The sequence below is a fragment of the Sphingomonas donggukensis genome (assembly GCF_023674425.1).
GTDB lineage: Bacteria > Pseudomonadota > Alphaproteobacteria > Sphingomonadales > Sphingomonadaceae > Sphingomonas > Sphingomonas donggukensis.
The window spans coordinates 2,151,376-2,175,263 of sequence record NZ_CP098401.1 but is presented as its reverse complement, the minus strand read 5'-3'; the positions used below and the strand labels follow the sequence as shown (position 1 = coordinate 2,175,263).

The 23,888-nt window shown below is 70.4% G+C and carries 21 protein-coding genes and 1 other RNA gene; 13 read left to right on the top strand and 9 right to left on the bottom strand.

Annotated elements, in window-relative coordinates; translation table 11 throughout:
- The first annotated feature begins 53 nt into the window (after nt 1-53).
- From M9980_RS10695 to M9980_RS10665, 7 genes are all read left to right on the top strand, one after another.
- Complete coding sequence (locus M9980_RS10695) at nt 54-728, top strand: hypothetical protein (protein WP_250750512.1); 675 nt, start codon at nt 54-56, stop codon at nt 726-728.
- Between the two features lie 55 nt (nt 729-783).
- Nucleotides 784-3,060 carry a phosphoenolpyruvate--protein phosphotransferase gene (ptsP, locus tag M9980_RS10690; protein WP_250750510.1) on the top strand — a complete coding sequence of 759 codons (2,277 nt, stop codon included), beginning with the start codon at nt 784-786 and terminating at the stop codon, nt 3,058-3,060.
- A 107-nt stretch (nt 3,061-3,167) separates the two neighbouring features.
- Nucleotides 3,168-4,184, top strand: a complete 1,017-nt coding sequence (locus M9980_RS10685; protein ID WP_250750507.1) for a helix-turn-helix domain-containing protein — start codon at nt 3,168-3,170, stop codon at nt 4,182-4,184.
- 63 nt (nt 4,185-4,247) lie between these two features.
- Nucleotides 4,248-5,219, top strand: coding sequence for a tol-pal system YbgF family protein (locus M9980_RS10680; protein WP_250750504.1), 972 nt, complete (start codon nt 4,248-4,250; stop codon nt 5,217-5,219).
- A 19-nt stretch (nt 5,220-5,238) separates the two neighbouring features.
- The gene (tilS, locus tag M9980_RS10675) at nt 5,239-6,288 is read left to right on the top strand and encodes a tRNA lysidine(34) synthetase TilS (protein ID WP_250750501.1); all 1,050 of its coding nucleotides are present in this window, start codon (nt 5,239-5,241) and stop codon (nt 6,286-6,288) included.
- Nucleotides 6,289-6,365: 77 nt separating this feature from the next.
- Nucleotides 6,366-8,330, top strand: coding sequence for an ATP-dependent zinc metalloprotease FtsH (gene ftsH / locus M9980_RS10670; protein WP_250750490.1), 1,965 nt, complete (start codon nt 6,366-6,368; stop codon nt 8,328-8,330).
- Nucleotides 8,331-8,403: 73 nt separating this feature from the next.
- Nucleotides 8,404-8,796: a hypothetical protein gene (locus M9980_RS10665; protein WP_250750481.1), complete on the top strand. Its 393-nt coding sequence runs from the start codon at nt 8,404-8,406 to the stop codon at nt 8,794-8,796.
- A 151-nt stretch (nt 8,797-8,947) separates the two neighbouring features.
- On the opposite strand, the gene M9980_RS10660 is transcribed toward M9980_RS10665, so the two are convergent.
- Both M9980_RS10660 and ssrA read right to left on the bottom strand, forming a co-directional pair.
- Nucleotides 8,948-9,718: a class II aldolase/adducin family protein gene (locus tag M9980_RS10660; RefSeq protein ID WP_250750479.1), complete on the bottom strand. Its 771-nt coding sequence runs from the start codon at nt 9,716-9,718 to the stop codon at nt 8,948-8,950.
- A gap of 97 nt (nt 9,719-9,815) precedes the next feature.
- Nucleotides 9,816-10,165: a transfer-messenger RNA gene (gene ssrA, locus M9980_RS10655) on the bottom strand.
- 60 nt (nt 10,166-10,225) lie between these two features.
- Here ssrA and M9980_RS10650 point away from each other — a divergent pair.
- Entirely contained in the window at nt 10,226-10,657 is a 432-nt protein-coding gene (locus M9980_RS10650) for an RrF2 family transcriptional regulator (RefSeq protein WP_250750477.1), read from the top strand.
- Here the strand turns inward: M9980_RS10650 and mscL are convergent.
- Nucleotides 10,654-11,082 (bottom strand): large conductance mechanosensitive channel protein MscL, encoded by a 429-nt coding sequence (mscL, locus tag M9980_RS10645; protein WP_250750474.1) that lies wholly within the window; start codon nt 11,080-11,082, stop codon nt 10,654-10,656. The two genes, M9980_RS10650 and mscL, sit on opposite strands and share 4 nt — an antisense overlap.
- Nucleotides 11,083-11,176: 94 nt before the next feature.
- Here mscL and M9980_RS10640 point away from each other — a divergent pair, with 94 nt between their 5' ends.
- The 4 genes from M9980_RS10640 to M9980_RS10625 are packed head-to-tail and all read left to right on the top strand — an operon-like array spanning nt 11,177 to nt 13,870.
- Complete coding sequence (locus tag M9980_RS10640) at nt 11,177-11,767, top strand: LemA family protein (RefSeq protein WP_250750471.1); 591 nt, start codon at nt 11,177-11,179, stop codon at nt 11,765-11,767.
- A 23-nt stretch (nt 11,768-11,790) separates the two neighbouring features.
- A complete protein-coding gene (locus tag M9980_RS10635; RefSeq protein WP_250750468.1) occupies nt 11,791-12,669 on the top strand; it encodes a TPM domain-containing protein in 879 nt (292 codons plus the stop codon).
- Complete coding sequence (locus M9980_RS10630) at nt 12,669-13,343, top strand: TPM domain-containing protein (RefSeq protein WP_250750455.1); 675 nt, start codon at nt 12,669-12,671, stop codon at nt 13,341-13,343. Before M9980_RS10635 ends, M9980_RS10630 begins: the two co-directional genes overlap by 1 nt.
- The gene (locus M9980_RS10625) at nt 13,340-13,870 is read left to right on the top strand and encodes an NUDIX hydrolase (protein WP_250750453.1); all 531 of its coding nucleotides are present in this window, start codon (nt 13,340-13,342) and stop codon (nt 13,868-13,870) included. The genes M9980_RS10630 and M9980_RS10625 overlap by 4 nt, the downstream gene beginning before the upstream one ends.
- A 160-nt stretch (nt 13,871-14,030) precedes the next feature.
- On the opposite strand, the gene M9980_RS10620 is transcribed toward M9980_RS10625, so the two are convergent.
- From M9980_RS10620 to M9980_RS10605, 4 genes are all read right to left on the bottom strand, one after another.
- Nucleotides 14,031-14,312 carry an ETC complex I subunit gene (locus tag M9980_RS10620; protein WP_250750452.1) on the bottom strand — a complete coding sequence of 94 codons (282 nt, stop codon included), beginning with the start codon at nt 14,310-14,312 and terminating at the stop codon, nt 14,031-14,033.
- A gap of 10 nt (nt 14,313-14,322) precedes the next feature.
- Entirely contained in the window at nt 14,323-16,812 is a 2,490-nt protein-coding gene (gene hrpB, locus M9980_RS10615; RefSeq protein WP_250750450.1) for an ATP-dependent helicase HrpB, read from the bottom strand.
- A 188-nt stretch (nt 16,813-17,000) separates the two neighbouring features.
- Nucleotides 17,001-18,446 carry a helicase HerA domain-containing protein gene (locus M9980_RS10610; RefSeq protein ID WP_250750448.1) on the bottom strand — a complete coding sequence of 482 codons (1,446 nt, stop codon included), beginning with the start codon at nt 18,444-18,446 and terminating at the stop codon, nt 17,001-17,003.
- Nucleotides 18,447-18,574: 128 nt separating this feature from the next.
- Nucleotides 18,575-19,588 carry a polyprenyl synthetase family protein gene (locus M9980_RS10605; RefSeq protein ID WP_250750438.1) on the bottom strand — a complete coding sequence of 338 codons (1,014 nt, stop codon included), beginning with the start codon at nt 19,586-19,588 and terminating at the stop codon, nt 18,575-18,577.
- A gap of 98 nt (nt 19,589-19,686) precedes the next feature.
- Between M9980_RS10605 and M9980_RS10600 the strand changes: the two genes are divergently transcribed.
- A complete protein-coding gene (locus tag M9980_RS10600) occupies nt 19,687-19,971 on the top strand; it encodes a chorismate mutase (protein ID WP_250750435.1) in 285 nt (94 codons plus the stop codon).
- Nucleotides 19,972-19,976: 5 nt separating this feature from the next.
- On the opposite strand, the gene M9980_RS10595 is transcribed toward M9980_RS10600, so the two are convergent.
- Nucleotides 19,977-20,369: a YqfO family protein gene (locus M9980_RS10595; RefSeq protein ID WP_250750434.1), complete on the bottom strand. Its 393-nt coding sequence runs from the start codon at nt 20,367-20,369 to the stop codon at nt 19,977-19,979.
- Nucleotides 20,370-20,394: 25 nt separating this feature from the next.
- A complete protein-coding gene (locus M9980_RS10590; RefSeq protein WP_250750431.1) occupies nt 20,395-23,817 on the bottom strand; it encodes a chromosome segregation SMC family protein in 3,423 nt (1,140 codons plus the stop codon).
- Nucleotides 23,818-23,888 lie beyond the last annotated feature (71 nt).

Here is a 23,888-nt window from a genome sequence, read left to right as displayed (position 1 = left end):
ACGAACGGGGGTTCAACATGAAAAGGGTTCTTGGGTACGCCGCGGCTGCGGCCATGGGTCTGCTTGCGCACGGCGCGTCGGCGCAGGCGACCGGCGACTATTATCCGACCGAGGAAGGGCTGGAGGCGCCGCTGGTGGCGCCGACCCCGCCCGCCGGGGCCGCGGCGACGCTGCGCCTGCCCGAGCGCGATGCCACCGGGCACTGGGCGACGCCCAACCGCGACCTAACGCCGGCGGCAGCGGCTTGGCATCTGCGAGCGGCGCTGAACGTCGCAGCGCTCGGCTGCCGGGGCGCACAGGATGCACAGCGGATCGCGGCCTATAACGCGCTGCTGGCGGGCAAGCGCGAGTTGCTGACCACCGCCGAGGTTACGCTGCGCGCCGAATATCGCGCCCGCTACGCCGACGCATGGCAGCCGCAGCACGACGGTGCGATGACGCGGCTCTACAATTTCTTTGCGCAGCCGACGTCGCAGGCGGCATTCTGCGCCGAGGCGGACGTGGTGCTGGCCGAAGCGGTGGCGGCAACGCCCGAGGCGTATCAGGCGATGGCCGCGGCAGCGCTAGCGCGGCTCCAAGCGCCGTTTACCGCCTTCTACGACAGCTATGCCCGCTATCAGGTCGCGGCGGCGCAGTGGCGCACGCGCGGGCAGCCGCAGGTCGCGGTGGCGAGCGTGGTGCCGGTCGGCCCGGTGGCGACGGCGATGACGGTCGCGATGCAACGCTGAACCGCGTCGTCCGAACCGCTCGCAAGGCGGCGCGCGATCTGATAGCCCGGCATGCATGCCGCTGACCGCCGCCGCCTCCGCCCGCGAGATCCTCGTCCGCCTCCACGACGTGATGGCGTCGCGGACCAACGCGCAGGCGAAACTGAACGCGGTGACCGAGATCGTCGCCGACGGCCTGACGAGCGAAGTCGCGTCGATCTACCTGCTGCGCGAGGGCGTGCTGGAGCTCTACGCGACCCACGGCCTCGACCAGGCGGCGGTGCACGTCACCACGCTGGCGCTGGGCGAGGGGCTGGTCGGGACGATCGCGCAGAACGTCGAGACGCTGAACCTCGACGAAGCGGCGTCGCATCCCGACTTCGCGTACCGTCCGGAAACCGGCGAGGACCGGTTCCACAGCTTTGCAGGCGTGCCGATCATTCGCCGCGAACGCGCGGTCGGCGTGCTCGCCGTGCAGCATGTCGAGCCGCGCCGCTACGACGAAGTCGAGATCGAGGCGCTGCAGACGGTGGCGATGGTGCTCAGCGAGCTGATCGCCAACGCCGGCCTGATCGACAGTGCGGCAAGCGGCACGATCCGCGTCCAGTCGACCGCGACCGCGCGGATCCAGGGGTTCAAGCTGGTCGACGGCATGGGCGCGGGCGTCGCCGTGTATCACCAACCCCGCATCCACATCGAACACACCGTCGCCGAGGACACCGAGGCGGAGCGGCGGCGGGTGTACACCGCGTTCGACAAGATGCGGGACCAGATCGAGCGGATGCAGGCGCAGGCCGAGTTCGGTGGCGGCGGCGAGCACGAAGAGGTGCTCGCGATGTACAAGATGTTCGCCTACGACGAGGGCTGGTCGCGGCGCATCAATGAGGCGATCGACAGCGGCCTGACCGCTGAGGCCGCGATCGAGCGCGTGCAGCAGCGAACCCGCATGAGAATGCGCGAGATCGACGATCCCTTGCTGCGCGAACGCATGCACGACCTGGAGGATCTGTCGAACCGGCTGATCCGCACGGTTTCGGGGCGTCTGGGCACCGCGGCGCAGATGGGCCTGCGCGAGGATTCGATCCTGATCGCCAAGAACCTGGGGCCCGCCGAACTGCTGGAGTACGACCGCCGCCGGCTGAAGGGCGTCGTGCTGGAGGAAGGGTCGCTGACCGCGCACGTCATCATCGTCGCGCGGGCGATGGGCGTACCGGTGCTGGGCCGTGCCAAGGGCATCAAGCGCGAGGTGGCGGAAGGCGACATGCTGCTGCTCGACGTCACGTCGGAGCAGGTGTTCGTCCGCCCGACCCAGGCGATGGAGGAAGCGTTCGAGGCGAAGCTGGTGCTGAGCCAGAAGCGCCGCGCCGCCTTCGCCGCGATGAAGCCGCTGCCGCCGGTCACGAAGGACGATCACCGCGTGACCGTGATGGTCAACGCCGGGCTGCGCGACGACGTCGCCGCGCTGGAGCTGACCGGGGCCGACGGCATCGGCCTGTTCCGGACCGAATTCCAGTTCCTGGTGTCCGCCACCATGCCCGCGCGCGAGCGTCAGCAGCGATTGTACCGCGACGTGCTCGATTCGGCGGGCGACCGCCCGGTCGTGTTCCGCACGGTCGATATCGGCGGGGACAAGGCGCTCCCCTACCTCGACCATGACGAGGACGAGCAGGAGGAGAACCCGGCGATGGGCTGGCGCGCGCTGCGCCTGGCGCTCGACCGCGGCGGGTTGATGAAGGCTCAGGCGCGCGCGCTGATCGAGGCGGCGGCGGGGCGCACGCTGAACGTCATGTTCCCGATGGTGAGCGAGCCGTGGGAGTTCGACGAAGCGAAGGCGATCTTCGAGGCGCAGCGTGCCTGGCTGGCCGCGCGTGGCAAGAAGCTGCCGATCGACGTTCGCTACGGCGCTATGCTGGAGGTGCCGGCGCTGGCCGAGGTGCTCGACATCCTGCTGCCGAAGCTCGATTTCCTGTCGATCGGCACCAACGATCTGACCCAGTTCCTGTTCGCCGCCGACCGCGCGCACCCGAAGCTCGCGGTACGCTACGACTGGCTCAGCCCGGCGATCCTGCGCTTCGTCGCGCGGGTGGCGAAGGCGTGCAGCGCGGCGGGGGTGCCGGTCGCGGTGTGCGGTGAGATGGGCGGGCGGCCATTGGAAGCGATGGCGCTGATCGGCATCGGCATCGACCGCCTGTCGATCACCCCCGCCGCTGTCGGCCCGATCAAGGCGATGGTGCGCAGCCTCGACCGCGGGGCGATCACCGCGACGATGGCGGAATTGCTGGCCGCGCCGCCCGCCGACATGCGCGCGGCGCTGGGCGGCTGGGCGGGCGATCACGGGGTCGAACTGGACTGATCGCGCGATCGGATGATGCACGGGTCCGCGCAAGTCGTTGACAGTAGCGCGTCGAGGATGGAACACGAGCGAAACGGCGGCTTTTCCCGGTCGCCCTGGAGCTGGTGATGAGCGAGAGCGAGACGATCGACACCGCGAGCCGCGTGCCGATGCGCCCGGGCGAGCGCCTGCGCGACGCACGCTCTGCGCAGCGGCTGGAAATCTCCGATATCGCGCAGCGCACCCGCATCCCGCAGCGCCACCTGGAGGCGATCGAGGCGGGCAATTACGCCAGCCTGCCCTCGACCACCTATGCGGTCGGATTCGGCAAGGCCTATGCCCGCGCGGTCGGGCTGGACGAGGTCGCCATCGCCAACGAAATCCGCGGCGAGATCGCGAGCGACTGGGATCGCCCGGCGACGGCGGCGCCGGTGTACGAGGTCGAGGACAACAGCCGCGTGCCGTCGCGCGGCCTCGTCGTCGGCGGCATCGTCGTCGCGCTGCTGGTGCTGGCGGGCGTCTTCCTGTGGTACGGCACCAACCTGTTCCGCGGCGGCACCCCATCCGGCACGGCGTCCGCGCCGGTCGCCGAGGTCGCGATGCCGGTGCCGGCGCCCGGCACCACCTCACCCGCCGCGCCGCCGCAGGTGACGATCACCGCCAACGACGAGGTGTGGGTGCGCATCTACGACGCCGCCGACACCACGCTCTTGATGAAGACGATGGCGCCGGGCGAACGCTATGACGTGCCGTCCGATGCCAACCGGCCGATGATCAACGTCGGGCGCCCCGACAAGCTGTCGATCATGGTGAACGGCGCCGCGGTCGCGCCGCTGGGCGACGGCAAGCGTGCGATCAAGGACGTACCGGTCGATGCACAGGCGCTGCTGGCGCGCGGCGCGCCGGCTGGGGCGGGGACGACAGCGCCCGCGACGCCTGCGCCGGCGACGCCTGCGCCCGCCGCCGCGCCGACAGCCGCGCCGACGGTGGCATCGGCCCCGACTCCGGCTGCGACGCCGACGCCGCGCGCCAGCCCGACGGCGCGCGCCACGCCGCGCGCGCGCCCGACGCCGCGTCCCACCGCACGCGCGACCGAGGTCGCCGTGCCGCCGCCGGTAATTGGCAACGGCATCTACGAACCGTGACGGCTGGCGGAGCGGTCCTGAAACTGCGATATGGTAAACCGGTTAGACACCGGGGGGTGTGACATGCGTACGATGATGCTGGCGGCTCTGACTGCCCTGACGATGGTTTCGGCGGCGCCCGCGACGGCGCAGATCGCGGTCGAGGGCCGCGTCGACCGACTGGAGCGCGAGATGCGCGCGGTACAGCGCAAGGTGTTTCCCGGCGGCGCCGGTGGCATCGTCGAGCCCGAGATCACCGCCGCGCGCACCCCGATCGACTCGCCCGGCACGCCCGCGGGCAGCGCCGTCGCCGATCTGACCGCCCGCGTCAGCGCGCTGGAATCGAGTGTCCGCAGCGTGACCGGCGAAGTCGAACAGGCCAATTTCCGCGTCCGCCAGCTCGAGGAATCCTTCGCCGCCTACAAGCGCGCGACCGATGCCCGGTTCAAGGCGATCGAGGATGGCGCGGCGAGCGCGGCCACCGCGCCGGTGGCGGGCGCAGTATCGCCCGCGGCGGTCGCGGCCAGCGGCAACACCGCACCGGCACCCGCGCGCCAGACCCGGCCCGCGACCACGCCTGTCGCGACCCGCCCCGCGCCTGCGGCTGCCGCCGATCCCGAACGCGTCGATGCCGTCGCCGCGATCGAGAAGCCATCGACCAGCGACCCGGCAGAGGACGGCTATACCTATGGCTTCCGCCTGTGGAGCGCGAAGCTGTATCCGGAGGCCGAGGCCGCGCTGAAGACCGTCGCCGACAAATATCCGCGCCACCGCCGCGCCAGCTTCGCGCAGAACCTGCTGGGCCGCGCGTATCTGGACGAAGGCAAGCCGAGCCTCGCCAGCCTGGCCTTCTACGACAGCTACAAGAAATGGCCCGAGGGCGAGCGTGCGCCCGACAGCCTATTCTACCTCGCCCAGGCGCTGGTGAAGCTGAAGAAGCCGGCGACCGACGTCTGCAAGGTCTATTCCGAGCTGACCGAAGTCTATGGCGACAAGATCGGCGCGAGCATGAAGGCCGATGTCGAGAAGGGCCGCGCCGCGCAGAAGTGCAAGTGACGGCGCGTCCGGGTTAGGCATGGGGATCGATCCCGCCGCGACCGATCGCTTTCGCGAGGACGTGGCGTGGGTGGCCGGCGCGACGCCCGCCATCGACCGTCCGCTGGCGCTCGCGGTGTCGGGCGGACCCGACAGCATGGCGATGCTCGCGCTGGCGGTGGCCGCATTCCCCGGCTGCGTCGTCGCCGCGACGATCGACCACGGCCTGCGGGCAGGGTCGGCGGACGAGGCGGCGATGGTCGCAGGCTGGTGCGCGGGTGCCGACGTTCCCCACGCCGTCCTGCGTCCCGCCGCGGAATGGTCGCCGCGCACCGTGCAGGCCGACGCCCGGCACGTCCGATACGCCCTGCTGGCCGACTGGGCGCTTGCCGCCGGCGCGCTGGCGCTCGCGACGGCGCATCACGCCGACGATCAGGCCGAGACGTTCCTGATGCGCGCCGCGCGCGGATCGGGGGTCGCGGGTCTCGCCGGTATCCGTCCCCGCTGGTTGTGGGAACGGCACCGCTGGCATCGCGGCTATCCGGAGGGTGGCGTGGTCGCGGTGGCGGATGTGGACGCGCTGCCGGTCGTGCGCCCTCTGCTCGATTGGCGACGGGAGGAGCTGGCGGTGGTGTGTGCGGCGGCGGGCATGCCGAGCGTTCGGGATCCGAGCAACGCCGACGACCGGTTCGACCGCGTGCGCGCACGGCGCTGGCTGGCGACGCAGCCCGATCTCGACGCGCGCGCGCTCGCCCGCTCCGCCGCCGCCTGTGCCGAGGCGGACGCCGCGATCTCGGCAATGATGGACGTGCTGCGAGGCGAGCGGGCGCGCGACTCGGATGTGTACGAATGCACCTACGATATCGCCGGCCTGCCGCGCGAGCTGTGCCGGCGGCTGGCGCGCGACGCGATCGGCTACGTCCGCGATGTCCAGGGCATCACCGAGGGGCGCTGGTCCGACGCCAACAATGTCGAACCGCTGCTCGACGCGCTGGAGGCGGGCGGGCAGGCGACGCTGGCCGGGGTGCTGGCGTCGGCGAAGGGTGCGCTATGGCACTTCCGAAAGGCCCCGCCGCGCCGCGCGACCTGATCGTCGCCCGACGGTGCGCCCTTCCATTGTCATTAAGGTGCGCTTGCCTACATTGGGCGCACGCGAAAGGTGCCCGAATGAACGAGAACGACAAGCAACCCGACGGCTCCGGTGGCCCCGGCGGCAATCCGTGGATGAAAAGCCTGCTGGTGTGGGTCTGCATCCTGCTGGGACTGGCGCTGTTCGTGACCGTGCTCGGCGGGCCTTCGGCGACCGCTACCGGCAATACGGTTCCCTATTCGACCTTCCTCGACAAGGTGAACGAGGGCACCGTCAAGGACGTGACGATCAGCCGCGAGCAGATCGCCGGCACGCTTTCGTCGGGCGAGAAGTTCCGCACCGTGCCGATCGCCGACCCGACGCTGGTGCCGACGCTGCGTGAGAAGGGCGTGACCATCGCCGCGCAGCCGGCGGAGGGCGGGTCGATCTGGGTCGCGCTGCTGTACCAGTCGCTGCCGCTGTTGCTGTTCCTGGGCATCGCGTTCTTCGTGATCCGCCAGATGCAGAAGAATTCGGGCTCGGGCGCGATGGGCTTCGGCAAGAGCCGCGCGAAGATGCTGACGCAGAAGGAAGGTCGCGTGACCTTCGCCGACGTCGCCGGCATCGACGAGGCGCGCGAGGAGCTGGAGGAAATCGTCGACTTCCTGAAGGATCCGACGAAATTCGCGCGGCTGGGCGGCAAGATCCCTAAGGGCGCATTGCTGGTCGGGTCGCCCGGCACCGGCAAGACGCTGCTGGCGCGCGCGATTGCGGGTGAAGCGGGCGTGCCGTTCTTCACCATTTCGGGCTCGGACTTCGTCGAGATGTTCGTCGGCGTTGGTGCGTCACGTGTGCGCGACATGTTCGAACAGGCCAAGAAGTCGGCGCCGTGCATCGTCTTCATCGACGAGATCGACGCCGTCGGCCGTCATCGCGGCGCGGGCCTCGGCAACGGCAACGACGAGCGCGAGCAGACGCTGAACCAGCTGCTGGTCGAGATGGACGGCTTCGACGCGAACGAGGGCATCATCATCATCGCGGCGACCAACCGCCCCGACGTGCTCGACCCCGCGCTGCTGCGTCCGGGCCGGTTTGATCGCCGCGTGACGGTGCCGCTCCCTGATATCGAGGGGCGTTTGAAGATCCTCGAAGTCCATATGAAGAAGGTGCCGGTGGCGCCCGATGTCGATGCCCGCACGATTGCGCGCGGCACGCCGGGCATGGCGGGTGCGGACCTCGCCAATCTGGTCAACGAAGCCGCGCTGATGGCGGCGCGGCTGGGCAAGCGGCTGGTGTCGATGGCGCAGTTCGAACTCGCCAAGGACCGCGTCATCATGGGCACCGAGTGGAAATCGCTGGTGATGACCGACGACGAGAAGCGGATGACCGCCTATCACGAGGCCGGCCACGCCGTGGTGCGCGTCCACACGCCTGCGTCGGACCCGATCCACAAGGCGACGATCATCCCGCGTGGCGGCGCGCTCGGCATGGTCGTGTCGATGCCCGAGCGCGACAACTACTCGTACCACCGCGACAAGATGTTCGCCGATCTCGCGACCGTCATGGGCGGGCGTGTGGCGGAGGAGCTGATCTTCGGTCACGAGAAGGTGTCGAGCGGCGCCAGCGGCGACATCAAGCAGGCGACGAAGCTCGCCCGCGCGATGGTGACGCAGTGGGGCATGTCCGAGAAGCTCGGTATGCTGATGTACGAGGAGCAGCAGGGCGAGACGTTCCTGGGCTATTCGCAGACGCAGCGGCACAATATCTCGAACGAAACCGCGCTCGCGATCGACAGCGAGATTCGCGCGCTGGTCGATGGCGGGTACGACAAGGCCAAGCAGGTGCTGTCGGACAACATCGAGCACCTCCACCGCGTCGCCAAGGCGTTGCTGGAATTCGAAACGCTGACCGGCGACGAGATCAAGCGGCTGGTGGCGGGCGAGGATATCGACCGCGACGCGCCGGGCGCCGCGGCGACGACGGTGCCGGTCAGCGGCACGTCGATCCCGAAGACCCGGCGCCCCAAGGGACCGTTCGGATCGCCGGCACCGCAAGGCGCCTGATTCCGCGCCGTTGACGCTCGGCGCCGGTCAAATTAGCCCTCCGTGTGTCGAGAGATGCGCGGGGGGCTTTTTGATGGCGCGGTGGGCAGTTTTGGGCGCCGTGGCGCTGACGACGATCGCAACGCCGGCCGCGGCGCAGACGATGACCGTCCAGCAATTCCTCGACCGCGTTGCCGCAGTGAAGGCGCTGGGCCCGGCGGGGCTCTTGTCCGACGACATGACGGCGCTGAAGGCCGAAATGGCCGCCGTCACCCGCGCCTATGCCGCCGACAAGCAGGCATCGGCGCAGGCCGGCAAGCCCATATCCTGCGCGCCCGAGGGAGCGAAAATCCGGCAAGCCGAATTCATGGCCGCGTTCGAGGCGATCCCCGCAGCACAGCGTGGCATGAGCCTGAAGCAGGCGTTCTACGGAATCGTCGCGAAGCGGTTTCCGTGTCCGGTGGCGGGGGGCAGGCCGAAATCATAGGCGCGACCGAGGTCACGTCAGCCCCTGCCCGTTCGTTTCGAGCACAGTCGAGAAACGGCCACAGACTCGCCCGGCGCGGTTTCTCGATTGTGCTCGACACGAACGGGATAGGTTCATGGCCGCCACTACCGGGTGAGCACGGCCCGCCCCCTCAATCGCGATAGCTCGGGTCGATCCGGTCGAGCTTCCTGAGCAGCGCCGGCCATGCCAGCCGCTCGGCGAGCATGCCCATGCCGGCGGGGGCGGACTGGCCGGCGACTTTTTCGGGCGTGCCCTGCGGCGGAGTGTTGAGGTTCTCGCGGCCTGCCGACAGCATCTTCACCTGCGCCTCGCACGCGCGTTCCAGGAAATAGAGGCGCAGGAAACACGCCGCGACGCTGTTGCCGACGGCCAGCGTGCCGTGGTTGCGCAGGATCATCGCGTTCTTCGCGCCGATATCGGCGACGAGGCGTTCGCGCTCCTCAAGGTCGGTCGCGATGCCTTCATAGTCGTGATAGGCGACGTCGCCGCCGGCGATCATCGCCGTCTGGGTGTGGGGCAGCAGTCCGAATTCCATCGCCGACACCGCCTGGCCGTTCGGCGTGTGCAGGTGCATGACCGCGGCGGCATCCTCGCGCGCCATGTGGATCGCCGAATGGATGGTGAAGCCCGCCGGGTTGACGGGGTGGGTCGTCGGCCCGACCGGATTGCCGGCGACGTCGATCTTGACCAGGCTGGAGGCAGTGATCTCCTCGAACATCATGTCGTAGGGGTTGATGAGGAAATGATGCTCCGGCCCCGGCACCCGCGCGGACAAATGGGTGAAGATCAGGTCGTCCCAGCCATACAGCGCGACCAGGCGGTAGGCGGCGGCAAGATCGACCCGCGCCTCGCGTTCGCCGGGGGCCATCGTCTGCGGGCGGTCTTCGGCAAGCGTGGCCATCGGCTCTCTCTCCAGATCCTGTCTGGAGGAAGCATACCGCATTTTCTAGACTTCAGGAAAGTGGGGAGCTTCTGTTGCTCGGTGCTCCCCAAACCGCCGGAATCGCTTCTGTTGCCCGGTGCGCCCGACCGCGCTTTTGTACGAATAACGTCAGGCCGTTAGGCCGTCAGTTACGCGGCAATCGCGAGTGCTTCGTTATCGTTGGCACTTGTGTATGGGCCGTCACGGTGGTCCCATTCCGAGCAAAAGACTGCGTTGTTCAGCACACGTCGATCCTGGTTCGGCCCCGTCATCATCCGCCCTTGAGGGAGCAGGTGGTGGTGGAGCCGCCGGGTACTGCCCCCGGGTCCGCTGCGCCTATGATGCGCAATCCTTTATCGCCATAGCCAAGGGGCGAACCCCTCCGGCACAACCGATATAGGCGCTCGGGCGGCTCGTGAAAAGGGGCGCCGGACGACGGGGAACGCCTTCACACGGCCACAATATCGGCGCATGGGATAGCGTATCATGTTGACGCAGCGTTCCCGCTACGCGCTTCGCGCGATGCTGTACCTGGCCACGATGAAGGCCGGGGGCCCGCCGGTGCCGATGAACCGCATCGCCGCCGTCGCGAACGTGCCGCGCAAGTTCCTGGAGCTGATCCTGGCCGACCTGCGAGAGGCGGGCTTCCTGCATTCGCACCGCGGCAAGGCCGGCGGTTATTGCCTGTCGCGCCCCCCGCACATGATTTCGCTGGGCGAGATCATCCGCGTGATCGAGGGGCCGCTGGCGCTGGTCCCCTGCGTCAGCCGCACCGCCTACCGCCCCTGCGCCGACTGCGCCGACGAGGCGACGTGCGCAATCCGCCACGCGATGGCGCGGGTGCGCGATGAAACCGCGCGGATCCTCGACGGCACCAGCCTGGCGGATGCCACCGCCGAGGATCTGGCCGCGGCCTAGACGCGCCGCGTGCGCAGTTCGTCGCGGATCTCGCGCAGCAGCGCGATGTCCGCGGCTTCGGCGGCAGGCGCCTCGACCGGCTTCGGCATCAGGCGGTTTACGGCGCGCACCAGCAGGAAGATGATGAAGGCGACGATCACGAAATTGACCGCCTGCGTCACGAACTCGCCATAGCCGAGCAACGGCACGCCAGCCTTCTTCAACGCGGCATAGTCGGTCGATCCGGTAAGCTCGGGCGGGACGGCACCCAGTACCAGAAAGTAGCTCGAGAAATCGAGCCCGCCGAAGATCTTTCCGATCACCGGCATGAGGATGTCTTCGGTCAGCGACGTCACGATCTTGCCGAACGCAGCCCCGATGATGACCGCGATCGCGAGGTCGAGCACGTTGCCGCGCATGATGAACGTCTTGAATTCGTTGAACATTGCCTGCCCTCCACTTCGCCTGATCCGATTTCCCATTGTGCGGATCGTGGGCGCGCCTAAATGTTGCGCGTTCGCGCCTTGGAGGACAAGCCACATGAAGCTTCGTGCAACTTTCGTCGGTGTCGCCGCCCTGACCCTGTCGGCGTGTGGATTGAACAGTGTGCCGACGGCCGAGGAAAACGCCAAGGCGCGCTGGGCCGATGTGCAGAACCAGTATCAGCGCCGCGCCGACCTGATTCCCAACCTGGTCGCGACGGTGAAGGCCGCAGGCGCGCAGGAGAAGGCGATCCTGACCGAAGTGACCCAGGCGCGCGCATCGGCCAACCAGGTGCAGGTATCGGGCGACGACCTGACCGACCCCAACAAGATGGCGGCGTACCAGCGCGCGCAGGCCGGCGTCACGCTGTCGCTGCAGCGGTTGCAGGAGGCGTATCCCGAGCTGAAGAGCCAGGGCAATTATACCACCCTGATGAGCCAGCTCGAGGGGACCGAGAACCGCATCACCATTGCGCGGAACGACTACAACACCGCGGTGCAGGCGTATAACACGCGCATCCGCACCTTCCCCGACGCGGTGGGGGCGAAGATCTTCTACGGCGCGAAGCCGCTGACGCCGTTCCAGGCGACGACGCCCGGCGCAGAGACGGCGCCGTCGGTCGGCGCCGCGTTCGGCAACGCGAGCTGACCCGCCACTTTGGAGGCGGTCGCATGATCGTTCGCCACATCGCCCTGTCGCTCGCGATGCTGCTCTTTGGAACGGCAGTGCCGGCGGCGGCGCAGACGTTCCCGAAGCTGACCGGTTTCGTCGTCGATGATGCCAACGTCCTCCCGCCCGAGGTCGAGGCGTCGCTGACCGCGAAGCTCGATGCGTTGCAGAAGGATACCAAGCGCCAGCTGATCATCGCGACGATCGGCGACATGCAGGGCTATCCGCTCGACGAATACGGCTACAAGCTCGGGCGGGCGTGGGGTGTCGGGCTGAAGGATGCCAACAACGGCGCGATACTGTTCGTGGCGCCGAACAATCCCGCCGGGCAGCGGGGCCCGCGACTGGAAGTCGGCTATGGGCTGGAGCCGATCCTGACCGACGCCTTGTCGAGCGTCATCATCAACCAGCAGATGATGCCCCGCCTGCGCGCGGGCGAGGTGCCGCAGGGGATGGAGGCGGGTGCCGATGCCGTCATCGCCCAGCTGCGCGCCAGCCCCGAGGAGCAGCAGGCCAAGGTCGATGCCGCGGTTAAGCAGTTCGACCGGACGCACCGCACGTCGGCGCGACGTGGCGGCGGCGGCTTCCCGGTGTCGCTGGTCTTCTTCGGGATGATCCTGTTCTTTGTCCTGCTGTCGTTCGGGCGGCGCGGTCGGGGCCGCAAGTATCGCGGCGACGGCGATAGCGGCGTCCTGCCGGTGATCCTGTGGTCGATCGCCAACGAGATCGGGCGCGAGGCGAGCCGCGGCGGTGGCGGCGGCGGCTTCGGCGGCTGGTCCGGTGGCGGCGGCGGTGGTGGCGGCGGCGGCTGGGGCGGCGGCGGCTTTTCCGGCGGCGGCGGCGGATCGTTCGGGGGCGGTGGCGCCTCGGGGAGCTGGTAATGGCGCGGCTGAGCGAGGCGGATCACGCGACCGTCACCGCGGCGGTAACCGCGGCGGAGGCGCATACCGACGGTGAGATCGTGACGGTCGTGGCGGGATCGTCCGACCGGTACCACGACGTCGCGCTGCACTGGACGGTGCTGGCGATGCTCTTCGTGCTGGCTCTGCTGGCGGTGTTCCCCGGCGTGGCCGAGGATATCCACCTGGCGCTGGTCGATGGCTGGGCGGACCGGGTGCCGGGTAGCGCATACTACACGATCGCGCTGGTCTTGCTGGCGGTGACGTTCCTCGTCGCGCGGCTGTTGCTGGCGTGGCGACCGCTTCGCCTCGCACTGACGCCGGGCGCGACCAAGACGCGGCGGGTGCGGGCGAAGGCGCTGGAGCTGTTCCGCACCGGTGCCGAGAAACGCACGATCGCCGCGACGGGCGTTCTGCTGTACCTGAGCCTCGACGAACACCGTGCCGAGCTGATCGCCGACGCCGCGATCCACGATCGGGTAAGCGAGGACGTGTGGGGCCACGCCATGGCGGCGCTGATCGCGGCGGTGAAGGACGGGCGCCCCGGCGACGGCATGGCCGCGGCGGTCGCGGAGATCGGCGTGGTGCTGGCCGAGCATTTCCCGCGCAGTGAGGGCGACACCAACGAGCTGCCCGACCGGCTGATCGAATTGTGAGCGTGCCCGACGCCGATGCGGTCGAACGGATCGTGTGGGCCGGCAAATTCCTGACCGCGAAGACGCGCGGGCGGTGGGAATATGTGTCGCGGGTCGGCGGGGTGAAGGCGGCGGTGATCGTCGCGATCGACGACGGGCACATCGTGCTGGTCGACCAGTACCGCGTGCCGCTGGGTCGCCGCTGCCTGGAACTGCCCGCGGGGCTGGTCGGCGACGAGGACGCGGGCGAGGGCGTGGCAGTAGCGGCCGCGCGCGAGCTGGAGGAGGAAACCGGCTACCGCGCCGAGCGGATCGTCGATCTGGGCGATTTCTACTCCTCGCCCGGCATGGTCAGCGAATCGTTCAGCCTGGTCCGTGCCGAAGGGCTGACGCGCGTGTCGGACGGCGGCGGCGTCGATGGCGAGGGAATTACCGTCCACCGCGTGAAGCTGGACGCGGTCGCCGACTATGTCGCGGCGCGGCGGGCGGAGGGGTTCGGGATCGACGTCAAGCTGCTGATGCTGCTGGGCGGCGGGATGCTGGGCTGACGCCGAGCGTCAGAGTGCATTTTCCGTGGCACGTGCTTCGACTTCGCTCAGCACGAACGGATCTGAGGGCGTTGCCCCTTCGTCATGGCTTGGCGCTGTCAAAGAGCAGCGCCGATCAACCAGATCGCGACGATGTAGGACAGCGATTTCGCCCGCCAATCTACCGGAAATTGTCGGCGTAGGCCTGTAGCTTCAGCGTGCGCGCAGGCGCGGGGACGACGTGGTGAGGGATGCCTTCCTTCGCCGCATAGGCCTGCGCGGCCTCCAGCGTCGGGAAGCCGAGGCGCAGCTGGTTGCGGGTGTCGCCGGAGCCGGCCCAGCCGGTCAGCGGGTCGGGCTGCTGCGCTTCGGCGGGTTCGAATTCGAGCACCCAGCGGTCGGTGCGGGCGCGGCCCGACTGCATGGCGTTCTTGGGGCGCTGATAGATGCGGGCCTGGGACATGCGCGGTTCCTTATCGCGATCCGCGGGCGCGCGCATCAGCATTTTTGGTGCGCAGCGTCGCCGATGCGGCGGCGGGGTCGTCGGGCCAGGGATGGCGGGGGTAGCGACCGCGCATTTCCTTTGCCACTGCGTGCCAGCTGCCCGCCCAGAAGCCGGGCAGGTCGCGCGTCGTCTGGATCGGGCGACCGGCGGGCGAGGTGAGGCTGAGGACGAGCGGCGTGCGGTCTGCGCCGACGCACGGATGCTCGGCGAGGCCGAACAGCGCCTGCGGGCGCAACTCGACGGTCGGGCCGGCGTCGGCGGCATAATCGATCGCGTGGCTGGACCCGGCCGGCGATTCGAAGCGCGGGGGCGCGAGGCGGTTGATCGCTTGTAGCGCGTCCCAGCCGAGCAGCCCCTCCAGTGCCGCCGTCAGCCCCTCGATCGCGTCGAGCCGGCGCTTGCCCGCGAGCAGCGGGGGCAGCCAGTCGTCGAGCCGGGCGACGAGCGCCGCATCGCTCAGCGTGTCGATGCCGGCATAGGCGGCGCGGGTGCGCAGCGCGGTGGCGTTCGCCGACCACGGCAGCAGCGTGATGCCGTGGGTGCGGACGCCGTCGAGCAACGCGGCGGCGATTTCGTCCTTATCGGCGGCGGCGTCCGGGCCGGTCGCGAGGCGGATCGCGCCGAGCCGCGTTTCGCGCGTCGCGGATACGCCGCCGGTCGCGGGATCGAACGTGACGAAGCGCCGGGTGACGATGCGGTCGCCGAACAGTGCGTCGATGGTCGCGCGGTCGATCTCCACCGCCGACAGGATGCGCGCGCCCGACGCCATGCCTGCGGTTTCCGCGACCGCGAGCCACTCGGCGCGCGCGAGGCTGGAGGCCGGATCGAGCCGGAACCCGCGTCCGCCGACCGAGGCCCAGGTTTCGCCGGATGCGTCGCGGCGGCGGGCGATGCGATCGGGGAAGGCGAGGGCGATGGCGATAGCGTTGCCGTTCGTTTCGAGCGAAGTCGAGAAACCGGCGTTTGCGCGGGGGGCTTGTTTCTCGACTTCGCTCGAAACGAACGGTGATTTTTCCCGCACCAGCCGCGCCCACCGCTCGGCCAGTTTCCGCCCTCCCTCCGCCCGTTGGCCGCGCTCGGCTCGCCATCTCCGCAGGCGGAGCTCGAGATCGGTGTCGTTACCACCCAAACCCCGTTCGCCGAGCAGGACGGCGACCTGCGCGGCCTCGCGCGCGAATCCCATCTCCCCGGCACGCACCAGCATGTGCGCAAGCCTCGGGGGGAGCGGGAGGGTGGCGATGGCGCGGCCGTGGGGGGTGGGGCGGCCATCGGTGGTGATCGCCTCCAGTGTCTCGAGGCGTCGCCGTGCCTCCGCCACCGCGGCGTCGCTCGGTGGGTCGAGCCAGCGCAGGTCGCGTGGGTCGGCGACGCCCCAGATCGCGCAGGCGAGGAACAGCGCCGACAGGTCGGCCTCGAGGATTTCGGGTGGGTCGAAACGCGGCAGGCCGGCGGTCGCCGCTTCCTCCCACAAGCGGTAGGCGACGCCCGGACCCTGTCGCGCGGCGCGCCCGGCGCGCTGCACGACCGCGGCTTGGCTGGCGCGTTCGGTGACGAGGCGGGTCATCCCCGCGGCGCGATCGTAGCGCGGGCGGCGGGCGAGGCCGCTGTCGATGACGATGCGAATGCCGTCGAGGGTCAGCGACGTTTCGGCGATCGACGTGGCGAGCACGACCTTGCGCGTGTCGGCGGGCTGAATCGCGGCGCGTTGCACGGCGGGGTCCATCTGGCCGTGGAGGCGGTGGAGCGTTGCGCCGGGCGGATCGCCGAGCCGTTCGGCCACGCGCTCGATCTCTCGCACGCCGGGCAGGAAGGCGAGGATGCCCCCGGTTTCCTGCGCCAGCGCGGTGCGGACGGCGCTCGCCACCGCGTCCTCGATCCGCGCGTCGGCGGCGCGGCCGATGTGGCGCAGGGTCAGCGGATAGCTGCGGCCTTCGCTTTCGATGACGGGTGCATCCCCCATGAGGGTCGAGAAGCGCGCGCCGTCGAGCGTCGCCGACATCGCCACCAGCCGCAGGTCGGGGCGCAGCGCCGCCTGCGCGTCGAGCGCGAGAGCCAAGCCGAAATCGGAATCGAGGCTGCGTTCGTGAACCTCGTCGAACAGCACGGCGGACACGCCGGCGAGTTCGGGATCGGCCTGGATGCGGTTGACGAAGATACCCTCGGTCACGACCGTGACGCGCGTGGCCGTCGATCGCTTGCTGTCCATGCGGGTGGCGTAGCCGAACACTTGCCCGACGCTGTCGCCGGCGAGCGCCGCCATCCGTTCGGCAGCGGCGCGGGCGGCGAGGCGGCGAGGGGAGAGCAGCAGGATCTCGCCGGTGCACCACGGCTCGGCGAGCAAGGCGGGGGCGACCGCGGTGGTCTTGCCGGCGCCGGGTGGGGCGACGAGGACCGCGTTCGACCCTGCGCGCAAGGCGGCGAGGAGGTCGGGCAGGACGGCGTGGATGGGGAGATTCATGGCGTGGACGGCCCGTCGCCACCGCGCGAATGTTGACAAAGTTGACGCCCGATTGGGGGGGGGGGGCGCGAATGTTGATACGGTTCGGAACGGCCCGCACGGCTACCCGGACGGGACGCGATCAGGCGAGATGATGAGCGCGTCGGCACGGCCCTACCCAAGCACATTCTGCCCCCTGTAGGACAGCCTCACGCCTCCGCCGATGCCGTGCTCCACCCGAGGCGCGGGATAGTGATCGAGCGGCGGCCGGACAGGTCGATGCGGGTGACGATAATGTCGCGGGTTTCCATGTAGCCGATCATGCGGCGGGCGCGGCCGAGCGAGCTAGTGCCGTAGGTGCGGGCGATCGCCTCGTCGCTGGGGGCGGCCTCCCCCTCGCGCGCGGCGCGGGCGATCAGCAGGAAGGCGCCGATCATGTCGTCGGGCAGCCCCTGTGCGGCGGCCATCGCCTCGGCCCATTCGCCCTCGAGCTTGCCGAAGATGCCGGCGCGGGCGGCGGCGAGGCGGCGGGCGAAGGCGGTGGGATCGAGCGGCGCGCGGCGGATGCCGGCCATGCGGCAGCGGACGGCGAAATCTTGGTGGAGCACCGCCGCGGGGCGGGTCGCCGATTCGGGATCCTCGACGATGGCGCGCAAGGCGTCGGACACGACCACGTCCGGATCGGGTGCGTCGGGGGCGGGGAATTCGAATTCGGTGGGCGGCACCGGCGCCATTTCGCGCAGCACCGCATCGACCGGCAGCGGCGGGGGGGGCGGCGGCGGCGCAGGGGGCAGCGGCGCGATCAGGCCGTCGAGCAGCCATTGCTCGCCGTTCGCGACGGGCTGGGTCGGGAGCGGCACGAGCTTCGGGCTGGAGCTGCGTGCCGAGGTGTCGACCGCGCCGATCTTCACCGTGACCGGGCGCCGCGCGATGGCGGGGCCAAGGCCGAGGAAGGTGCCGCGCTGGAGGTCGCGGATGCTCTCGGCCTGGCGGCGCTCCATGCCGAGCAGGTCTGCGGCGCGGGCCATGTCGATGTCGAGGAAGGTGCGGCCCATCAGGAAATTGGACGCCTCCGCCGCGACGTTCTTGCTGAGCTTCGCCAGCCGCTGGGTGGCGATGATGCCGGCGAGACCCCGCTTGCGCCCGCGCGACATCAGGTTCGCCATCGCCGACAGGGTGGTGCGGCGCACTTCCTCGGCGACTTCGGCCCCGCCCGAGGGCGCGAAGATCTGCGCCTCGTCGACCACCACCAACGCGGGGAACCAGTGTTCGCGCGGCGCATCGAACAGCCCCATCAGGAACGCGGTGGCGCAGCGCATCTGGCCCTCCATCTCCAGCCCCTCGAGGCTGAGGACGATCGAGGTGCGGTGTTCACGCGCGCGGGCGGCGAATTTGGCGATCTCGGGCAGCGAATACTCGACCGCCTCGATCGCGACATGGCCGTAGGCGTCGGACAGGGTGACGAAATCGCCCTCCGGATCGACGATGATCTGCTGAACCTGCCCCGCCGAACGTTCGAGCAGGCGGCGCAGGAGGTGCGACTTGCCCGATCCCGAATTGCCCTGGACGAGCAGACGGGTGGCGAGCAGTTCCTCGAGATCGATCGCGATCGGGCGCCCGGCGGGGTCGAGCCCCATGTCGACGGCGAAGGTCATGGGGTCAGGAGGCCGTTACCAGCCCCCCGTTCGTTTCGAGCGCAGTCGAGAAACATAAGCGATCGCCCGGGGCATGTTTCTCGACTGCGCTCGAAACGAACGGATTGGGTTGGCACTGTCGGAGGGTCTTAGAACGCGCGGGCGACGGCGAATTCTACCGCTTCGATCATCGCGTCCTTCGCGGCGCCGCTTTCGAAGCGGCCGAGCGCGTCGATCGCGCGCTGACCGTAGTGGCGCGCACGCGCGAGCGTGTCGTCGACGGCGCGTGTCGCCTGGATGCGGCGGACGGCTTCGGCGAAATCCTCGTCCGAATTGCGCCGCCCGAGCACCGCGTCCTGCCAGAAATCGCGGCCCTCGGCATCGGCGCGGGCATAGGCGAGGATAATCGGCAGGGTCATCTTGCCCTCCCGGAAATCGTCGCCGGCGTCCTTGCCCATCGTGCCGGCGTCGGAGGTGTAGTCGAGCGCGTCGTCGACCAGCTGGAACGCGATGCCGAGGTTGCGACCGTAGGCGTCGAGCGCGGCCTCGTCGCCCTCCGACCGTTCGGCGACCACCGCGGCGATGCGGCAGGCGGCGGCGAACAGCGCCGCGGTCTTCGCGCCGATGATGTCGAGATAGCGTTCCTCGCCGAGATCGATGCGGCGCACTGCGGTCAGCTGATTGACCTCGCCCTCCGCGATGACGGCGGAGGCGTTGGAGAGGATTTTCAGCACCTTTAGCGAGCCGTCCTCGACCATCAGTTCGAAGCTGCGGCTGAACAGGAAGTCGCCGACGAGGACGCTCGCCGGATTGCCCCAGATGATGTTGGCGGTGCGGCGCCCGCGGCGCAGATCCGACGAATCGACGACGTCGTCGTGGAGCAGGGTCGCGGTGTGGATGAATTCGACCGCGGCGGCGAGGCGGTGGTGGCGGTTGCCGGGGTAGCCGAGCAGCTTCGCGCTTGCCAGCGTCAGCATCGGGCGCATGCGCTTGCCCCCGCCCGCGATCAGATGGCCGGCGAGTTCGGGAATCAGCGGGATGTCCGACTGCATCCGGTCGAGGATCTCGCGATTGACGAGGTTCATGTCGTGCGCGACCAGCGCCAGCATCGGATCGAGCGACGGCGGGCGGCGGTCGCCCAGGCGGTGGATCGAGGCGCTCATGCTGCGGGTGCAAATGGCGGCGCGGGGCGTGAAAGGCAAGCCTTTCGCACGGGTTCGCGGGCCTTGCGCGCGTGCCACCGGCGCTTCAGAAGAGGTGCATGACCGACCCGACGCTGGAGCGCTATCGCCAGAGCATCGACAATATCGATGCCGCCCTGGTCTTCATGCTGGCCGAGCGGTTCAAGGTGACGCAGGCGGTGGGGCGCTACAAGGCGAGCGCGAAGCTGCCGCCCGCCGATCCGGGGCGCGAGGATGCGCAGATCGCGCGATTGAGGGGGCTGGCGGCGGAAGCGAATCTGGACCCGGAGTTCTCGGAGAAATTTCTCCGCTTCATTATCGACGAAGTGATCCGGCACCACGAAAAGGCGCGGGGCGATGGCTGAGCCGCCTATTTCGCGGAACGCGTCGCCAGCCGTACGTGGCTAATTTCGATAACGGGCACTTCCCAAGGGTGGGCGGCCAGCAAGGCGTCGATCGCGTCCGAGAAAACGGATTCGGAGACGTCGCCGCGTACCCAAGTCGTCACCGCGATCGTGGGCGACCAGGCAATCGTCCCCGCCGCGCCCGCAACCGGCTGTGCCAATGCCGTGGGACGAAAGCTTTCCCAGACGGGTGATAGCTCGACGACGCCGGTGTAGATTTCAAAGTCACCGAGCGGACCGGCGCCGCGAATAAGGGCTAGGATCGCCGACAAAGCGCGATCGGCTTCCGCATCGTGGCAGCGACCCGAGAGCAAGGCGGCAAGCGCCTGGTCGGACACCGGGCAAAAGATGCGCACCATGCGCGCCGATCGAAAAGACATGTCTCTACTCCGCTGCCAGCAAACTCGCCGCGCCGCCGAGGTCGACCGACACTAGGCGACTGATGCCCTTTTCGATCATCGTCACGCCGAACAGGCGGTGCATACGACCCATGGTCGCGGCGTTGTGGGTGACGATCAGATAGCGGGTGTCCGTCTCGCGCGTCATCGCGTCGAGCAGGTCGCAGAAGCGCTCGATGTTGGCGTCGTCCAGCGGCGCGTCGACTTCGTCCAGCACGCAGATCGGGGCCGGGTTGGTCAGGAACAGCGCGAAGATCAGCGCGACCGCGGTCAGCGCCTGTTCGCCGCCCGACAAGAGCGTCAGCGACTGGAGGCGCTTGCCGGGCGGCTGGGCCATGATCTCGAGCCCCGCTTCGAGTGGGTCGTCCGAATCGATCAGCGCCAGATGCGCCTGGCCGCCGCTGAACAGCGTGGTGAACAGGCGGCGGAAATGGCCGTCGACCGACTCGAACGCGGTGCGCAGGCGTTCGCGCCCCTCACGATTGAGGGTGCCGATCGAGCCGCGCAGGCGGTTGATCGCCTGGGCGAGCTCGTCGCGTTCGCGCGCGGAGTCGCTCGCTGAGGTTTCGAGTTCGGCGAGTTCGGTTTCGGCGACGAGGTTGACCGGGCCGATGCGCTCGCGCTCGGCGCTCAGGCGTTCGTGGGCGGCGGATTCGTCCTGGGGGGAGCGGACGTCATCGGCCACGAAGCCCGCACGCTCGGGGAGGAGAGGGGGCGGGCATTCGAAGCGTTCGCCCGAGAGGCGCCCCATCTCCACCCGGCGCAGTTCCTGGTTCTCGGCGCGGGCGGTGGCGCCGGCGCGGGCCTCACGGGCTTCGGCGAGCGCCTCGGCCGCGCGGGCGGCGGTGGCTTCGGTGTCGCGCAGCGTCGTCTCGGCAGCGCGCTCCGCGGTGGCGGCGGTGTCGGCATCGGCGCGTGCGGTGAGCGCAGAGGCTTCGGCGGCGGCGATCGCGGTGGCGAGGGCGTCGGGGCGGGCGGCGAGGGATTGGGCTTCGGCAGCAAGATCGGCTTCGCGGCGGGCCATGTCGGCGATGCGGCGCGCGGCTTCGCCGGCGCGGGCCTTCCAGCCCTTCGCCTCGGCGCTTGCGGCGGCGGCGCGTTCGCGGGCGGCGGCACGCTCGCGGTCGAGTCCCGAGCGATCGGCGCGGGCGGTGGCGACGGTGGCGCGGGCGGCGTCGGCGGCGGCGGAGAGGGTCGCGACGCGGGCGCGGGTGGCGGCGCCGTCGGGGAGTGCGGCGAGCGCGGCTTCGGCGCGGGTCAGGTCGGCGCTCGCTTCGTCGGCGTCGGCGGCAAGGCGGGCGCGGCGGGCGTCGAGATCGCCGCGCTGGCTGGCGAGGCGTTCGAGCTGGGCGGTGGCGCGATCCTCGGCGCGGGCGGCGTCGCGCTCGGCCTGGTCGGCGGCGGACAGCGCGGTGCGGGCGGCGATGGCCTGTATGCGGGCGTCGGCGGCGGCGGTGTCGATCGCGGCCAGCGCGGCATCGGCGTCGGCGACCGCGTCGGCGGCGGGGGCGCGTGCCGCCTCCAGCGCGGCGATGCGGTTGACGCGTTCGAGCCGCGCGGCGGCGGCGGCCCCGCTCCCGACCGCGACATAGCCGTCCCAGCGGCGCAGGCGCCCGTCGCGGCTGACGAGGCGCTGGCCGACCGCGAGCGGCTGGCCGGTGTCGGCGTCGGCGACGAAGACTTGCGAAAGGCGGCGGGCGAGCTGGTCGGGCGCAGCGACATGCGCGGCGAGCGGGGCCGTGCCGGCGGGGGCGGGCGGGTCGCCGGGCAGTGGTGCGGCGCCCGCCCAATGGCGATCGGCGGCGGCGTCGAGCCCGGCGTCGAGATCGTCGCCAAGCGCAGCGGCCAGCGCGCGCTCGTAGCCGGCGGCGGGGCGGACGCGGTCGAGCAGCCGGTCCTTGCCCGATGGCGCTGTCGCCTTCGCCAGCGCGCGCGCCTCGCTGTCGATCGCGGCGAGATCGGCGTGGGCGGCGGCGCGGACGGACTGGGCGGCATCGCGGCGGTCGCGCGCCGCGGCTTCGGCGGCGGTCGCGGTGTCGAGCGCGCGGCGGGCGGCGGCGGCGTCGGTGGCGGCCCGGGTCTGGGCGGTGGCGGCGGCGTCGCGCTCGGCGGCGATCGGGGCGGGGTCGGCGACCTGCGCCGCCTCGCGGTCGAGCGCGGCGCTATCGCGGGCGGCGCGGTCGACGCGGGCGCGGGCGGTGTCGCGCGCGGCGGCGGCGACGCGGGCGTCGGCGGCTTCGCTGGCTTGCGCGCCAAGTGCCTGCGCCAGCGCGACTTCGGCATCGCGGGCGGTGCGCTCGGCATCGGCGAGCAGCGCGTCGAGGCTCGGCAGGCGCTGGGCGGCGTCGGCGATGCGGGTGTCGAGCGCCGTGCCCTCTGCCGCCAACCGGTCGAGCGCCTCCGCGGCGTCATGCGCGAGCGCGCCTTCGCGGGCGCGGTCGTCGGTCAGGCGGCGGGTCTGGTCGGCGACTTCGGCCAGGCGGCGGACCGCGGCGGCGTGATCGGCGCGCAAGGCGGCGAGTGCGTGGCCGGCCTCGCTCGCGCGGTCGCGGGCGGCGAGCGCGGCGGCGCGGGCGTCGCCGAGACGCTCGGTCGCTTGCGTCTGGTGGGCGGCGGCGGCGCGCTGGGCCTCGGCAAGGGTGGCGACAAGGGCGTCGGCAGCGGTCGCCTCAGCCTTGGCGGCGTCGGCGGCGGTGGCGGCGTCGCGCCAGCGGGCAAAGATCATCCGCCCCTCGGCGACGCGAATCTGGGCAGACACCAGCCGGTAGCGTTCGGCCTGGCGGGCCTGGCGCTTCAGCTGGGCGGCGCGGGCCTCCTGATCGGTGATGACCTCGTCGAGGCGAGTGAGGTTGGCCTCGGTCGCGCGCAGTTTCTGCTCGGCGTCCTTGCGGCGGACGTGGAGGCCAGCGATGCCGGCGGCTTCCTCCAGCATCGCGCGGCGCTCGGCGGGGCGGGCGGCGATGATCGCGCCGATGCGGCCCTGGCTGACGAGCGCGGGGGAGTGCGCGCCGGTCGCGGCGTCGGCGAAGGCGAGGGCGACGTCCTTCGCGCGCACGTCGCGCCCGTTGATGCGATAGGCGGAACCGGCGCCGCGTTCGATGCGGCGGACGACCTCCAGCTCCCCGCCCTCGCCGGTGCCGACATCGGTGACGTCGTCGGCGAGGATCGACACCTCGGCGAAATCACGCGCGGGGCGCGTCGCGGTGCCGGCGAAGATGACGTCGTCCATGCCGGCGCCGCGCATCGACCGCGCGCTGGTTTCGCCCATCACCCAGCGCAGCGCCTCGAGCAGGTTCGACTTGCCGCAGCCGTTGGGGCCGACGACGCCGGTGAGCCCCGCCTCGATGCGGAGGTCGGCGGGGTCGACGAAGCTCTTGAAGCCGGTGAGGCGGAGGCGCTTTATGCGCATCTCAGCGCCTGGAGAACATCCGTTCGCCCTGAGCGAAGTCGAAAGGCCGGCTCGACCCAGGTGCTTCGACT

Excerpts from the sequence above, each read along its gene's own strand:
- M9980_RS10695 (WP_250750512.1), top strand. The coding sequence starts at position 54 with ATGGGTCTGCTTGCGCACGGCGCGTCGGCGCAGGCGACCGGCGACTAT.
- ptsP (WP_250750510.1), top strand. The coding sequence starts at position 784 with ATGCCGCTGACCGCCGCCGCCTCCGCCCGCGAGATCCTCGTCCGCCTC.
- M9980_RS10685 (WP_250750507.1), top strand. The coding sequence starts at position 3,168 with ATGAGCGAGAGCGAGACGATCGACACCGCGAGCCGCGTGCCGATGCGC.
- M9980_RS10680 (WP_250750504.1), top strand. The coding sequence starts at position 4,248 with ATGCGTACGATGATGCTGGCGGCTCTGACTGCCCTGACGATGGTTTCG.
- tilS (WP_250750501.1), top strand. The coding sequence starts at position 5,239 with ATGGGGATCGATCCCGCCGCGACCGATCGCTTTCGCGAGGACGTGGCG.
- ftsH (WP_250750490.1), top strand. The coding sequence starts at position 6,366 with ATGAACGAGAACGACAAGCAACCCGACGGCTCCGGTGGCCCCGGCGGC.
- M9980_RS10665 (WP_250750481.1), top strand. The coding sequence starts at position 8,404 with ATGGCGCGGTGGGCAGTTTTGGGCGCCGTGGCGCTGACGACGATCGCA.
- M9980_RS10660 (WP_250750479.1), bottom strand. The coding sequence starts at position 9,718 with ATGGCCACGCTTGCCGAAGACCGCCCGCAGACGATGGCCCCCGGCGAA.
- M9980_RS10650 (WP_250750477.1), top strand. The coding sequence starts at position 10,226 with ATGTTGACGCAGCGTTCCCGCTACGCGCTTCGCGCGATGCTGTACCTG.
- mscL (WP_250750474.1), bottom strand. The coding sequence starts at position 11,082 with ATGTTCAACGAATTCAAGACGTTCATCATGCGCGGCAACGTGCTCGAC.
- M9980_RS10640 (WP_250750471.1), top strand. The coding sequence starts at position 11,177 with ATGAAGCTTCGTGCAACTTTCGTCGGTGTCGCCGCCCTGACCCTGTCG.
- M9980_RS10635 (WP_250750468.1), top strand. The coding sequence starts at position 11,791 with ATGATCGTTCGCCACATCGCCCTGTCGCTCGCGATGCTGCTCTTTGGA.
- M9980_RS10630 (WP_250750455.1), top strand. The coding sequence starts at position 12,669 with ATGGCGCGGCTGAGCGAGGCGGATCACGCGACCGTCACCGCGGCGGTA.
- M9980_RS10620 (WP_250750452.1), bottom strand. The coding sequence starts at position 14,312 with ATGTCCCAGGCCCGCATCTATCAGCGCCCCAAGAACGCCATGCAGTCG.
- hrpB (WP_250750450.1), bottom strand. The coding sequence starts at position 16,812 with ATGAATCTCCCCATCCACGCCGTCCTGCCCGACCTCCTCGCCGCCTTG.
- M9980_RS10610 (WP_250750448.1), bottom strand. The coding sequence starts at position 18,446 with ATGACCTTCGCCGTCGACATGGGGCTCGACCCCGCCGGGCGCCCGATC.
- M9980_RS10605 (WP_250750438.1), bottom strand. The coding sequence starts at position 19,588 with ATGAGCGCCTCGATCCACCGCCTGGGCGACCGCCGCCCGCCGTCGCTC.
- M9980_RS10600 (WP_250750435.1), top strand. The coding sequence starts at position 19,687 with ATGACCGACCCGACGCTGGAGCGCTATCGCCAGAGCATCGACAATATC.
- M9980_RS10595 (WP_250750434.1), bottom strand. The coding sequence starts at position 20,369 with ATGGTGCGCATCTTTTGCCCGGTGTCCGACCAGGCGCTTGCCGCCTTG.
- M9980_RS10590 (WP_250750431.1), bottom strand. The coding sequence starts at position 23,817 with ATGCGCATAAAGCGCCTCCGCCTCACCGGCTTCAAGAGCTTCGTCGAC.